Annotated in this window: 13 protein-coding genes; 5 read left to right on the forward strand and 8 right to left on the reverse strand. The window is 73.7% G+C overall.

The features are described 5' to 3' along the window. Nucleotides 1-636, reverse strand: a 636-nt coding sequence (locus tag J0670_RS13305; protein ID WP_207811741.1) for a response regulator transcription factor, incomplete at its 3' end; no start/stop codon positions are given. 446 nt (nt 637-1,082) lie between these two features. On the opposite strand from J0670_RS13305, the gene J0670_RS13310 reads away from it, so the two are divergent. Continuing rightward, complete coding sequence (locus J0670_RS13310) at nt 1,083-1,268, forward strand: hypothetical protein (protein ID WP_030057688.1); 186 nt, start codon at nt 1,083-1,085, stop codon at nt 1,266-1,268. 150 nt (nt 1,269-1,418) lie between these two features. Here the strand turns inward: J0670_RS13310 and J0670_RS13315 are convergent, their stop codons facing one another. Together J0670_RS13315 and J0670_RS13320 are read right to left on the reverse strand one after the other, a co-directional pair. Further along, nucleotides 1,419-2,237, reverse strand: a complete 819-nt coding sequence (locus tag J0670_RS13315) for an inositol monophosphatase family protein (RefSeq protein WP_207811742.1) — start codon at nt 2,235-2,237, stop codon at nt 1,419-1,421. Beyond that, nucleotides 2,230-3,381 (reverse strand): ferrochelatase, encoded by a 1,152-nt coding sequence (locus tag J0670_RS13320; RefSeq protein WP_207811743.1) that lies wholly within the window; start codon nt 3,379-3,381, stop codon nt 2,230-2,232. Before J0670_RS13320 ends, J0670_RS13315 begins: the two co-directional genes overlap by 8 nt. A 130-nt stretch (nt 3,382-3,511) precedes the next feature. On the opposite strand from J0670_RS13320, the gene J0670_RS13325 reads away from it, so the two are divergent. Beyond that, entirely contained in the window at nt 3,512-4,780 is a 1,269-nt protein-coding gene (locus tag J0670_RS13325) for an MFS transporter (protein ID WP_207811744.1), read from the forward strand. 138 nt (nt 4,781-4,918) lie between these two features. Further along, nucleotides 4,919-6,241, forward strand: a complete 1,323-nt coding sequence (locus J0670_RS13330) for a D-arabinono-1,4-lactone oxidase (RefSeq protein WP_207811745.1) — start codon at nt 4,919-4,921, stop codon at nt 6,239-6,241. Nucleotides 6,242-6,262: 21 nt separating this feature from the next. Here the strand turns inward: J0670_RS13330 and J0670_RS13335 are convergent, their stop codons facing one another. Continuing rightward, nucleotides 6,263-7,141, reverse strand: coding sequence for a hypothetical protein (locus tag J0670_RS13335; protein ID WP_207811746.1), 879 nt, complete (start codon nt 7,139-7,141; stop codon nt 6,263-6,265). 518 nt (nt 7,142-7,659) lie between these two features. Between J0670_RS13335 and sepH the strand changes: the two genes are divergently transcribed. Then, nucleotides 7,660-8,736 (forward strand): septation protein SepH, encoded by a 1,077-nt coding sequence (gene sepH, locus J0670_RS13340; protein WP_207811747.1) that lies wholly within the window; start codon nt 7,660-7,662, stop codon nt 8,734-8,736. Between the two features lie 56 nt (nt 8,737-8,792). Here the strand turns inward: sepH and J0670_RS13345 are convergent, their stop codons facing one another. Further along, nucleotides 8,793-9,668, reverse strand: a complete 876-nt coding sequence (locus J0670_RS13345; protein WP_207811748.1) for a sulfurtransferase — start codon at nt 9,666-9,668, stop codon at nt 8,793-8,795. A gap of 171 nt (nt 9,669-9,839) precedes the next feature. Here J0670_RS13345 and J0670_RS13350 point away from each other — a divergent pair, with 171 nt between their 5' ends. Further along, nucleotides 9,840-10,583 carry a VOC family protein gene (locus tag J0670_RS13350; RefSeq protein ID WP_307806506.1) on the forward strand — a complete coding sequence of 248 codons (744 nt, stop codon included), beginning with the start codon at nt 9,840-9,842 and terminating at the stop codon, nt 10,581-10,583. A gap of 5 nt (nt 10,584-10,588) precedes the next feature. Here J0670_RS13350 and J0670_RS13355 read toward each other — a convergent pair whose 3' ends face one another. The 3 genes from J0670_RS13355 to J0670_RS13365 form a co-directional block, all read right to left on the reverse strand. Further along, the gene (locus J0670_RS13355) at nt 10,589-11,254 is read right to left on the reverse strand and encodes a thymidine kinase (RefSeq protein ID WP_207811750.1); all 666 of its coding nucleotides are present in this window, start codon (nt 11,252-11,254) and stop codon (nt 10,589-10,591) included. A 61-nt stretch (nt 11,255-11,315) separates the two neighbouring features. Further along, nucleotides 11,316-12,503 carry an alkaline phosphatase family protein gene (locus J0670_RS13360; RefSeq protein WP_207811751.1) on the reverse strand — a complete coding sequence of 396 codons (1,188 nt, stop codon included), beginning with the start codon at nt 12,501-12,503 and terminating at the stop codon, nt 11,316-11,318. A gap of 65 nt (nt 12,504-12,568) precedes the next feature. Continuing rightward, nucleotides 12,569-13,168, reverse strand: a complete 600-nt coding sequence (locus tag J0670_RS13365; RefSeq protein ID WP_207811752.1) for a DUF5998 family protein — start codon at nt 13,166-13,168, stop codon at nt 12,569-12,571. Between the last annotated feature and the right edge of the window lie 117 nt (nt 13,169-13,285).

Below are 13,285 nucleotides of genomic sequence, written 5' to 3' on the forward strand. Positions count from 1 at the left end.
GCCCGGCACGGTGACGATCACCGGCGGGTCGCCGAGCTTGCGGCGCAGCGTCATCACGGTGACGCGCACCACGTTGGTGAACGGGTCGGTGTGCTCGTCCCAGGCCTTCTCCAGCAGCTGCTCGGCGGAGACGACGGCGCCGCCGGCCCGCATCAGCACCTCCAGGACGGCGAACTCCTTGGGAGCGAGCTGGACGGTGCGCCCGTCGCGGATCACCTCGCGGCGGCCGGGGTCCAGCGAGATGCCGGCGCGCTCCAGCACGGGCGGCAGCGGAATGGTCGCGCGGCGGCCCAGCGCCCTTACCCGGGCGACGAGTTCGCTGAAGGCGAACGGTTTCGGGAGGTAGTCGTCCGCGCCGATCTCCAGGCCCTCGACCCGGTCGCTGATGTCGCCGGAGGCGGTCAGCATGATCACCCGGGTGGCCAGGCCCTGCTCGACCACCTTGCGGCAGACGTCGTCCCCGTGCACCAGCGGCAGGTCGCGGTCCAGGACCACCACGTCGTAGTCGTTGACCGCGATGCGCTGGAGCGCGGCCTCCCCGTCGTACACCACGTCGACGGCCATCGCCTCGCGGCGCAGGCCGGTCGCGACGGCCTCGGCAAGCAGCTGCTCGTCCTCGACGACGAGAACCCGCACGGTCGTTGTCCCTTCTCCAGGCCGGCCCCGGAAGCGGACGCACGGCTCCGACGGTCCCTCCATCCTGCCTGGTCCTGCGGTAAAGCAGCGATAAGCTGCCGCTCAGGCACGGATCCGGACCCCGCGACGGTGACCGTTCGTACCGGGACCGCTCCGCTTGGACTGTGACACGGGCAACTTTCTTCCGCCGGGAGGTTTCCGGGGCTCGGGGCTGGGGAGGACAGCTGCACACCCGCGATCTGGCCATCGGTCGATCGCACCCACCCGCCGTGCGTTCATCCGCGCCGGCCCTGGGGCTGGGACGTCACCGGGAGCGGTCGGACAGACCGTCTCCGCGCCCGACCGGAGATCCACCACCCGTCGGCCCGGGCGCACTCACCGGCTGGACCTTCCTCAGGGCGGGAGAACGTACGACCGTGCACGTCCGACACAGTAAGGGGGCCCGTATGGACGCCTTCAAGGCCGGAATCCTGCAGCGCATAGCCAACGCCGAGCAGGATCTGCACCGCGCGATCGAGGCCGGGGACGAGTTCCTCGCCGAGGTGGAGCAGTCCGAGCTGGACGACCTCCGTCGTCTCGCCGCCGAGCACGGCGTCGACACCGTGCTGGAGCGCCACCGCACCGCCGCCTGACCCGACGCCGGTCCTCCGGCACCTGCGGCCCTGCAGGGGCCGTGCGAAAGACCAGGCCCTGGCATCCCCCGTATGCCAGGGCTCTTCGCATGTCCGGGGCCACCGCGAGTGCTGCGGCGGCCCCGGTTCGGGGGAAGACGGGGCCGGCCGTCAGTCGGCCCAGGCGCGCAGCGCGGCCAGCCGCTCCTGGAGCGGCTCGTACACGCCCGGGGCGGCGGCCACGGTCAGCTCGCCGTCCGGGCCGTGCCCGGGGCGGCCGCCGACCAGGGCACCGGCCTCGGTGGCGATCAGGCAGCCGGCCGCCCGGTCCCAGGGGGCGAGGCCCCGCTCGTAGTAGCCGTCCAGTCGGCCGGCGGCCACGTCGCACAGGTCCACCGCGGCCGCCCCGCCCCGGCGGATGTCCCGCACCTCGGGCATCAGGGCCAGCAGCACCTGGGCCTGGCGCTCGCGCACCGAGCGGACGTAGTTGAAGCCGGTGCCGATCAGCGCCTGGCCCCAGGGCGGGGCCGGGCGGACGGACACCGGTCGGCCGTCCAGACGGGCCCCACGGCCCAGGACGGCGTGGAACAGTTCACCGCGGGCCGGGGCGTACACCACTCCGACGACCGCCCGGCCGTCCAGCTCGGCGGCCACGCTGACCGCCCAGGAGGGCAGCCCGTACAGGTAGTTGACCGTTCCGTCGAGCGGGTCGACGACCCAGCGCACCCCGCTGGTGCCGAGGCGCTCGGCCCCCTCCTCGCCGAGGTAGCCGTCCTCGGGGCGGCGGTCGGTGATCAGCTCCAGGAGGAGCTTCTCGGAGGCGAGGTCCATCTCGGTGACCACGTCGACCGGGCTGCTCTTGGTGCCGGCCACGCCGAGGTCGGCGGGGCGGCCGTCGCGCAGCAGGGCGCCGGCCCGGCGGGCCGCGTCCAGGGCGACGTCGAGCAGGTCGTCGAGGAGCCCGTCGGCGGGCAGGGCGGGGTCAGACATGGCTCTCCTCGGCGGCGGCCGGGCGCGGGGCGCGCGGGTTGGGGCAGCAGGCCACCGCGCACACGTCGTGGCTGGGGCCCAGGGCGCCGAGGGCGCAGCGGGTCACGCTCTCGCCGCGTTCGGTGGCGGCCCGCTCCAGGACCAGTTCGCGCACGGCGGCGGTGAACCGGGGGTCGGCGCCGACGGTGGCGGCGCGGGCCACCGGCAGGCCGAGTTCGGCGGCCTTGGCGACGGCCTCGGTGTCGAGGTCGTACTTGACCTCCATGTGGTCGGAGACGAAGCCGATCGGGACCATCACCACGGCCGGCGCGCCGTCGGCGTGCTGGGCCTCCAGGTGGTCGCAGATGTCGGGTTCCAGCCACGGGACGTGCGGGGCGCCGCTGCGGCTCTGGAACACCAGCTCCCAGGGCCGGTCGGCCACCCCGGTGCGCTCGGCGACGGCCGCGGCGACCAGCCGGGCCACGTCCAGGTGCTGGGCGACGTACGCGCCGCCGGGCTCGCCGCGGGCCGGGTCGTCCGGGGCACCGGAGGTCTCGGCCATCGTGTCCGGGATGGAGTGGGTGGTGAAGGCCAGCCGGGCGCCGGGGCGGACGGCCTCGGGCAGTTCCTCCAGGGCGGCCAGGGTGGCGTCGATCATCGGCTCGACGAAGCCGGGGTGGTTGTAGAAGTGCCGCAGCTTGTCGACGGTCAGCGCCGGGCCGCCCTCCTCGGCGAGGGCGGCCAGCGCGTCGGCCAGGTTCTCCCGGTACTGGCGGCAGCCCGAGTAACCGGCGTAGGCGCTGGTGGCGAGCACGGCGACCCGGCGGTGGCCGTCGGCGGCCAGCTCCCGCAGGGTGTCCACCAGGTAGGGCGCCCAGTTCCGGTTGCCCCAGTAGACCGGCAGGTCCAGCCCGTGCTCGGCGAAGTCCTTGCGCAGGGCGGCGAGCAGCTCGCGGTTCTGCCCGTTGATCGGACTGACCCCGCCGAACAGGAAGTAGTGCTTGCCCACCTCCTTCAGCCGCTCCTTGGGGATGCCGCGGCCGCGGGTGACGTTCTCCAGGAACGGGACGACGTCCTCGGGGGCCTCGGGGCCGCCGAAGGAGATCAGCAGGAGGGCGTCGTACGGGGCGGCGCCGGAGGGGAAGGGATTGCGCGCGTCGGACATGGCACCGATCCTGCCACTGAGGGGCCGGGCACCGGCGCCGGGGCCGTGCGGCTGCCCGGAAAATACCGTTTGCCAACATACGTAAGCTGTGTTGAACGGCCTTGTTCCTTACTCCCCGCCCGGAGCTCCCGTGCTGTCCAGCTACCGCCAGATATTCGCCTCCCCCGGCAGTCTGGCCTTCTCCACCACCGGCTTCGTCTCCCGGTTGCCGATCTCCATGACCGGCATCGGCATCGTGACCATGCTGTCCCAACTCCGCGGCTCGTACGGAGTGGCGGGCCTCGTCTCCGCGACCCTCGCGGTCTCCGCCGCAATCCTCGGCCCGCAGGTGTCCCGGCTGGTGGACCAGCACGGGCAGCGCAGGATCATCGTCCCCGCCATGGCGATCACCATCGTCGCCGCCACCGGCCTGCTGCTCTGCGCGCGGATGGAGGCGCCGGACTGGACGCTGTTCGTCTTCGCGGCCGGGATGGGCGTCATGCCGAGCACCGGCGCGATGGTCCGGGCCCGCTGGGCCCACCTCTACCGCGACGACACCGGCAAGCTGCACACCGCCTACTCCTTCGAGGCCGTGGTCGACGAGGTCTGCTTCATCGTCGGCCCGATCCTGTCCATCGGCCTGGCCACCTCCGTCTTCCCCGAGGCCGGCCTGCTGCTCGGCGGGATCTTCCTCGCCGTCGGCGTCCTGCTGTTCGCCGGGCAGCGCGCCACCGAGCCGCCGGTCCATCCGGCCGCCCGGCACCAGGGCGGCTCGGTCATCCTCAACGGTGGCCTCCAGGTGCTGATCCTGACCTTCGTCGCCACCGGCGCGATCTTCGGCTCGGTCGAGGTCGTCACCGTCGCCTTCGCCGAGGCCGAGGGGCACAAATCCGTCTCCAGCGTGATCCTCGCGCTGTGGGCGCTCGGTTCCTGCCTGGCCGGGGTGGTGTTCGGCGCCCTCAAGCTCAGCGGCTCGATGGCCGTCCGCTTCCTCCTCGGCGTCGGCTTCATGGCGGTCAGCATGGTGCCGCTGCTGCTGGTCGCCCACACGGTGCACGGCGTCGGCGGGCTGATCGCGGTCGGCGCCGCGCTGCTGATCGCGGGCATCGCCATCTCCCCCACCCTGATCACGGCGATGGCCCTGGTCGAGCGGCTGGTCCCGCCCGCCCAGCTGACCGAGGGCATGACCTGGACCACCACCGGCCTCGCCCTCGGCGTCGCGGCCGGTTCCTCGGCCGGCGGCTGGGTGGTCGACGCCTCCGGCGCCGCCGCCGGCTACTGGGTGCCGCTGGCCGCCGGGGTGCTCGGGGTCGTCGCCGCACTCGCCGGGCTGCGCCGGCTGCGGGCCGGGCTCGCCGCCGAACAGCCCGCCGAAGCGGCCGTCGAACCACTCGAACGACCCGTAGACGTCGAACGGTGAACTGACTAATCTCGCCCTACCCGTGGGCCTACCCGCGGGTAGGGCCTGCCTCCCGGACACCGCGGACGGGCCCTACGGGCGGCCGCGCCGCCCCGGACCGCGCCGAACCGTTCGGCCACGGAGTCAGGAGGCAGCGCAATGCCCCAGGCCAGTACCGCGACCCGCACCCGGTGGACCAACTGGGCCGGCAACCAGAGCGCCCGGCCCGCCCGGACCGCCACCCCCGGCACCGCGGAGGAACTGGCCAGGGAGATCCTGCGCGCCACCGAACAGGGCCGCAGCGTGAAGGCCGTCGGCTCCGGCCACTCCTTCACCGCGATCGCCTCGGCCGGCGACGGCCTGCTGGTCCGCCCGCACGCGCTCACCGCCGTCCGCGAACTCGACCGCGAGGCCGGCACCATCACCGTCGAATCCGGCCTCCCGCTCCACCGCCTCAACCGGATCCTCACCGCCGAGGGCCTCTCCCTCACCAACATGGGCGACATCGAGGTCCAGACCGTCGCCGGCGCCACCAGCACCGGCACCCACGGCACCGGCCGCGACTCCGGCTCGCTCGCCGCCCAGATCCGCGCCCTGGAGATCGTCCTCGCCGACGGCACCGTCCGGCGCTGCTCCCCCACCGAGAATCCCCGGCTCTTCCAGGGCGCCCGGCTCGGCCTCGGCGCCCTCGGCGTGATCACCGCGCTCACCTTCGGCGTCGAACCGGCCTTCCTGCTCACGGCGCACGAGCAGCCGATGGGCTTCGACGAGGTCCTGGAGCGCCTCGACGACCTCACCGCCGTCAACGAGCACTTCGAGTTCTACTGGTTCCCGCACACCGACCGCTGCTCCACCAAGCGCAACAACCGCAGCCAGGGCCCGGCCGCCCCGCTGCCCCGGTTCAGGGAGTGGCTGGAGGACGACTTCCTCTCCAACACCGTCTGGGAGGGTGCCTGCCGGGTCGGCCGCCGCTTCCCCGGTTCGATCCCCTCCATCGCCTCGCTCGCCAGCCGCGCCTGGTCCGACCGCAGCTACACCGACACCGCGTACAAGGTCTTCACCAGCCCGCGCAAGGTCCGCTTCGTGGAGATGGAGTACGCCGTCCCGCGCGCGGCCGTCGCCGAGGTGCTGCGCGAGCTCAAGGCCCTGGTCGAACGCTCCGACTGGAAGGTCAGCTTCCCGGTCGAGGTGCGCTTCGCCCCCGCCGACGACCTCTGGCTCTCCACCGCCTCCGGCCGGGACAGCGCCTACATCGCCGTCCACCTCTACCGGGGCACCTCCGACCAGGGCTACTTCACCGGTGTCGAACGACTGATGACCGCCCATCAGGGCCGCCCGCACTGGGGCAAACTGCACACCCGCGACGCCGAGTACCTGGCCGGCGTCTACCCGCACTTCGGCGACTTCACCGCGCTGCGCGACGAGGTCGACCCGCGGCGCGTCTTCGGCAACGACTACCTGCGGCGCGTCCTCGGCGACTGAGGCGGCCGGCGGCCGACGCGATCAGGGGGTGCCGGTCGCCCGCGGCGGGGCCACCGGCTCGTGCGCGGGCGCGTTGTCCGGTAGCACGTTGCTCGGTACGGGCGGCTGCGGGGTGGTCTCGCCGGTGGGCCGGCCGCCGCCCGCCGACGGGGAGGCCCCGGCCGACGGGGTCGCGCTCGGGCCCGCCGAGGGCGAGGCGCCGCCACCGTGCTCGCCGGTTCCGCCGCTCGGGGTGGCGCTCGGCTCCCGGCTCGGCCGCGTGGTGGCCGGGGCCGACGCGCCGCCGGAGGGCGTGGAGTCCGGGCCGCGTCCGCCGCCACCGGTGGACGGCCGCTCCGAGGGCGCGTCCTGCGGGGTGGAGGACTTGGGCGTCACCTTGCCGCCGAAGGACGTCCCGTTGCCGGACTCGCCCTTCACCGTCGCCGACACCGGCTGCCCGGTGGCCAGCTCGAACACCACGATCGGCGTCATCGCCAGCAGGAACACCAGCCCGGACACCGCCGCGTAGGTCTTCCAGGTCCACCGCCGACGCGCCCGCACCACTTGCGGCGCGTTCCACTCCGAGGAGATCGCCGACGGATCCGCGGAGACCGGCGCAGACTCCGCCGACTCGACCGGCACCTGGCGCAGCGTGTTCGCGGTCTGGTTCGGCCCCCGGTCCACCACCTCGCGCAGCTGCTCGCCGGTCCGCTTGAAGAGGTGCTGGAACACCGCACCACCCGTGGTGGCGCCGACGCTGACCACGGCCGCGCCCATGATCGTTCCGTACACGCCGAGTTCGGAGGCGAGCAGCGCGCCCACCACCGTGGCCAGCGCACTCGCCGCGACCTGAGCCACACTCAGATCGATCCGCCTGCGCTCCTGCTTGCCGCCCTCCTCGGCGGGGTTCCGCTCCGGCATCAACATCCCTCGGTCCGTACGACTGTTCTTCGAACAAGCCACTCCATCTTGCCCAAAGAAGGACACAAGGGACGAAAATGCGGTTCTCCGCCCCCGGTTTGTGTGAAGATGATCACCGTTCCCCGGACGGTGGTCCGCCATTAGGGGTGCGTGCTCTTGAGATTCCCGTGAATCGCGGGAGACTTGAGCGGCGAGCCGCCCCTCTGGATGCCACGAATGGAGTACTGTTCGTAAAGCCCGAGCCTTGGGTCGACTTGTCGACTGTGCCTACACCGGCAGCTTGACGAAGAGACACGGAGCGGGCACGCACGGCGACGCCCGTCCCGGATCGTCGCGAATCACTCCGCGTGCGAGGACGGCCGGGACACCCAGGCGCGACGTCAACGGATGACGTGGCAAAAAGGCAACCGTGCCACAGCGGCGTGCGCGGGCGTGAGCCCGACACGCCGGGGAACTCAGCAAGGTTGTGGCCAGTCGCGAGTGGGCAGGCCACACTCAGTACGGGAGCAGCGACGCAGGTGACGTCGGCAGGCACCACCCGGGAGGTAACCGTGCCCGAACTGCGGGTTGTGGCCGTCAGCAACGACGGCACACGGCTGGTGCTCAAGGCTGCCGACAGCACGGAGTACACCCTCCCCATCGACGAGCGGCTGCGCGCCGCCATCCGCGGCGACCGGCCGCGCCTCGGCCAGATCGAGATCGAGGTCGAGAGCCATCTGCGCCCCCGGGACATCCAGGCCCGGATACGAGCCGGTGCCTCCGCTGAGGAGGTCGCACAGGCCGCCGGCATCTCCGTCGACCGGGTCCGCCGCTTCGAGGGGCCGGTCCTCGCCGAACGCGCCTTCATGGCCGAGCGCGCCCGCAAGACCGCCATCCGCCGCAACGGCGAATCCCCCGGGCCGCAGCTCGGCGAGGCCGTGGCCGAGCGGCTCGCGCTGCGCGGCGCCGAGAAGGACACCGAGCGCTGGGACTCCTGGCGGCGCGATGACGGCACCTGGGAGGTCATCCTCTCCTACCGGGCCGACGGCGAGGGCCGTTCCGCGTCCTGGACGTACGACCCGCCCCGGCGCCTGGTCCAGCCCAACGACGACGAGGCCCGCGCGCTGATCGGCGAGAGCGTCGAGCGCGAGGAGGACTCGGTCTTCCCGTTCATCCCGCGGATCGCCCGGCTCCCCCAGGACCGGCCGCCCCGCCCGATGATCGACCGCCCCTCGGCCGACCGCATCATGTCGGCCCGCGAGGTCCGCGAGTCGCGGGAGGCCACCGCCGAGTCCCGGGACTCGCTGACCAGCCTGCTCGACGTGGTCCCCGCCTTCCGCGGCGACCTCGCCGTCGGCCCCACCCCGATCGAGCCGGTGCCCGCCGAGGTCGCCGAGGAGAGCGAGGAGGCGGCAGCGGCCGCCGCCCCGGCGGTCGGCGCGGGCTCGGCCTACGCCGACATCCTGATGCCGCGCGCCGTCGCCCCGCACCGCGAGCGCCTGGTCGGCACGACCGACCGGCAGGCCGAGGCGGACGGCGTCCGACCGGGCCGCCGTGCCACGGTGCCCAGCTGGGACGAGATCGTCTTCGGCAGCCGGCGCAAGAAGCAGGAGTAGTACCACCGTCGAAGGGGCGGGAGGCCGGGCCTCCCGCCCCTTCGGCATGCCCGGGGCTAGCCGGGCTGGTCGGTCACCGCCACCGGGCGGCCCGGGTCGCTCGACCACTCGCTCCACGAACCCGGGTACAGCGTCGCGCCCAGGCCCGCCACCTCCAGCGCCAGGATCTGGTGCGCCGCCGTCACGCCCGAGCCGCAGTACACCGCGGTCTCCCGCTCCCCCGCACCCAGCGCCCGGAACCGGGCCGCCAGCTCGGCGGCCGGCCGGAACCGCCCGTCCGGGCCCACGTTCTCGGCCGTCGGCGCCGACACCGCGCCCGGGACGTGCCCGGCCCGCGGGTCCACCGGCTCGGTCTCGCCCCGGTAGCGCTCCCCGGACCGGGCGTCCAGCAGCAGCCCGTCGCGCGCCCAGGCCGCGGCGCCGTCCGCGTCCACCGTCGGCAGCTGACCCGGCGCCGGCTCGAAGTCGCCCTGCTCCGGCTCCGGCACCTCGGCCGCCACCGGCAGCCCGGCCGCCCGCCAGGCCGCGAAACCGCCGTCCAGCACCCGGACGTCCCGGTGCCCGGCCCAGCGCAGCAGCCACCAGGCCCGGGCCGCCGCCATCGAGGCCGCGCCGTCGTACACCACGACCGGGCGGTCGGCGCTCACCCCGAAGCGGCGCATCGCGGCGCCGAACTCCTCGGGGTCCGGCAGCGGGTGGCGCCCACCCCGGCCGGGGGCGCCTGGCGGGGCGGCGAGGTCCCGGTCCAGCTCGACGAAGTGGGCTCCGGGCAGGTGCCCGGCCCGGTACTCCTCGGCCGCGGTCGGCCCGCCCGGCGCCGCGCCGACCAACTGGTAGCGCACGTCCAGCAGCACCGGCGGACGCTCGGCGCCGAGCGCCTCGTGCAGCTCGGCCGCGGAGATCAGCGGGGAACCCTCGTTGTAGGTGGTCATGCCGGTCATTCTCGCGCAGCACGACACGCCCGGGCCGCCGCTCTTTGTGCGCTCTTTGCCGCGTTTTCCGCGCGGCCCGAGGGTTGGGCACGCGCCAGGGTGGAAGCATCACCCTCGCGCGCGAGGATCCCCGCGCGCAGACCACCCCCGAGGAGGCCCGCATTGCCCGCGGTGGAACTCCGACTGGCCCAGGGCACGCCCTGCTGGGTCAGCCTGCTGACCCACGACCTGCCCGGCGCCCGCGCCTTCTACGGCGCACTGCTCGGCTGGACGTACTCCCCCGGGCCGGGCCAGCTCGGCGCCTACGTCCGGGCCGAACTCGACGGAGCCCCCATCGCCGGCCTGGGCGTCTCCACCGCCACCGGCTTCCCGGTGCAGTGGACCACCTACTTCGCCGTGGACGACGCCGACCGCACCACCCAACTGGTGCGCGAGTGCGGCGGCACCGTCGCCGTCGGGCCGCTGCAGGCCGAACGCGCCGGACGGATGGCCATCGCCGCCGACGTCTCCGGCGCCGTCTTCGGCCTCTGGCAGGGCGAGGAGCACCTCGGCCGGGAGACCGGGGCCGAGCCCGGCGGCCCGGCCTGGGCCGAACTGCTCACCCCGGACGCGGACGGCGCCGCCACCTTCTACGCCGCCGTGCTCGACCGCCCGGTCCGGCCCACCGACGGCGAGTCCGCGCTGTTCGTGCAGGGCCGCCCGGTCGCGGGCATCCGCCACCACGCCGACCTGCGCGGCCACCCGCCGCGCTGGCGCACCCACTTCGCGGTCCGCGACGCCGCCCTGGCCGCTCGTCACGCCGTGGAGCTCGGCGGCCGGATCCTGGTCGAGCCGCACGACACCGCCCGCGGCCGCGCCGCCCGGCTGGCCGACCCGCAGGGCGGGCACTTCTCGGTGCTGGAAGTGGCCTCCTAGGCTTCCTAGGCCTCCTGGGCCTGCTGCTCCTCGAAGGGCAGCACGTCCGGGGAGAGCACCGAGGCGCGCGCCGTCGCGGCGGTCAGCCGGCGACGGTGGTGACGGCGGCACAGCACCTCGTAGCCGACCTCGTCCTCGCTGACCGAGATGTCGCCGATCACCACCTGGGCGCCCTCGACCACCATCACCCCGCCCACCGTCCGGGCGTTGTGGGTGGCCCGCGCGCCGCACCAGCACAGCGCCTCGACCTGCAGCACCTCCACCCGGTCGGCCAGCTCGATCAGCCGCTGGGAGCCGGGGAACAGCCGGGTCCGGAAGTCGGTGGTGATGCCGAAGGTGTAGACGTCGATGTCCAGCTCGTCGACCACCCGGGCCAGCTGGTCGACCTGCTCGGCGGCGAAGAACTGCGCCTCGTCGCAGATCAGGTAGTCCACCCGGCCGCCCGCCGAGAGCCGGTGCACCACGTGCGCGTGGAAGTCGAAGTCGTCCGTCACCTCGACCGCGTCGGCGCGCAGGCCGAGCCGGCTGGAGATGGTCGCCGCGCCCGCCCGGTCGTTACGGGTCAGGATGACGCCCCGACGACCGCGCGCGGTGTGGTTGTGGTCCATCTGCAGCGCCAGCGTCGACTTGCCGCAGTCCATCGTGCCCGAGAAGAACACCAGTTCAGCCATGGGTGGAGCAAGGGCCTTTCACATCAAGGGGGTTCGGGCACGAAAGGGTCAACGGACCGACTCAGCCACGGACTTCGAGCAACGGCACGAACTGCTCGACCGGAGTCATCGAGCCGTGCAGTCCGATCATCGCGGACTCGCCGGGCTCGTTGCGGGAGGCGGTGATCGCGATGTCGTCGCGCGCCGCGGCGACCACGTCGCCGATCCGCCGGTACACCCGCTCGTCCACGGTCGGGCCGAACCAGCCCGCCGCGATGGCCTGGTCACGGGTGGCGACCCACATCCGGTCGCCCAGCACCTCGCTCCAGACCGCGTGCACATCGGCCGCGGCCCCCGGCACGGCGTACACGTGCCGGGCCCGGCCCTCGCCGCCGAGCAGGGCGACGCCGGCGCCGAGCTCCCAGTCCTCGTCGAAGTCGATCCGGTCCTCCGGCGCGATGTCGATCATGCCGTGGTCGGCGGTCACGTACATCGCCGAGCGCGGCGGGAGCTGCTCGGCCAGGCGGCGGGCCAGCCGGTCCACCGCGTCCAGCGTCATCCGCCACTCGTCGGAGTCCACCCCGAAGCGGTGGCCCGCGCCGTCCAGCTCGCTGACGTACGTGTACACGAGCGCCCGGTCGTGCTCGGCCAGCCAGGAGGCGGCGAGGTCCATCCGCTCCTCGCCCGTGGTGCGGCCCAGGAAGGTGCCACCGGACAGCGCCACCTTGGTCAGCGGGGTCTGGGCGAACAGCGGGGAGGACACCTGGGCGGTCGCCACCCCGGCCTCGTGGGTCCGCTCGAAGACCGTCGGGTACGGCTGCCAGGCCTGCGGGTCGGTGTGCGGCTGCCAGCGCAGCTGGTTCATCAGGTAGTCCGCGCCCGGCACCGCCACCGTGTAGCCGGCCAGGCCGTGCAGGCCCGGCGGCGTGCCGGTGCCGACCGAGGCCAGCGAGGTCGCGGTGGTGGACGGGAAGCCCGACGTCAGTGGACGGCCGGTGCCGCCCATCGAGCTCCCGGCCAGCGAGGACAGGAAGGGCGCGTACTCAGGGTGGCGCAGCAGCAGCTCCCAGCCCAGGCCGTCCACCAGGAACACCACCGCCCGGTCGGCCGGGGCGATCGGCAGCGTCGCGGTGAAGCCCGGGACGCCCAGGCCCGCCGCCACCGAGGGCAGCAGGTCGCAGAGCGAGCCGCTGCCGTAGGGGGGCGCGGGGGCCGCGGCAGGGTCGAGGATCTCGAAGGCGTCGTAGCCGTCGAAGGGTGCGAAGGACATGGAACCGGATTCGTAGCGGTCGGAGGCGGCGGTGATCAGACCCGCGGGGATCAGACCTGCGGGGATCAGACCCGCGGGCCGTTGTTGATCGTCGCGTCGGACAGCGCCCGGGCGAACACGAGTGCCTGGGCCACCGTCTCCGGGCCGTCGCCGGCCTCGCTCACCCGCAGTGAGAGGTCGTCAGCCGTCGCCGAACCGGTGTAGCCGTGGTCCGCCTCACAGTTCGGGTCCGAGCAGCCGGCCGGCTCCAGGTCCAGGCGCTGCACCGCCCCCCAGCCGATCGTCAGCACCACCTCGCGCGGCAGCGTCCCGGGCGTGTACGTCTCCGGGTTCGCCACCATCCGGCTCACCACGACCGAGCCGATCCGGTCCAGCCGGACGCTCTCCGTCGAGGTCGTCGCGAACGGCACCGCGGGGCTGCCCGCGTCGCCGGACTGCTCGTCGGTGTGGCTCACCACGAACCGGGTCGGGGTCAGTACCAGCACCGTCACGTGGCGGCGCACCTCGTTGGAGTCGAAGGTGGTCTCCTGGTGCACCAGGTAGGAGCTGATCGGCTCCGGGCCCACCGCGGACTCCACCGCCTCGGACACCAGGGCCGGGTAGTAGCCGCTGCGCTCGATCGCCGAGCGCAGGTCCTGAGTGCTGGTGGTACCGGTCTTCGCCATAACTCCATCCTGGCATGGTCCGCCGACGAAGCGGGCGGTGCGGCGCCGAGCTTCGGACAACAGCGCCCACGGGCGGGCGCAACCAAGGAAGGTTACAGCGTGCTCATCGCGCGCGGG

It is taken from the genome of Streptomyces sp. FH025 (genome assembly GCF_017427025.1).
Taxonomy (GTDB): Bacteria; Actinomycetota; Actinomycetes; order Streptomycetales; family Streptomycetaceae; genus Kitasatospora.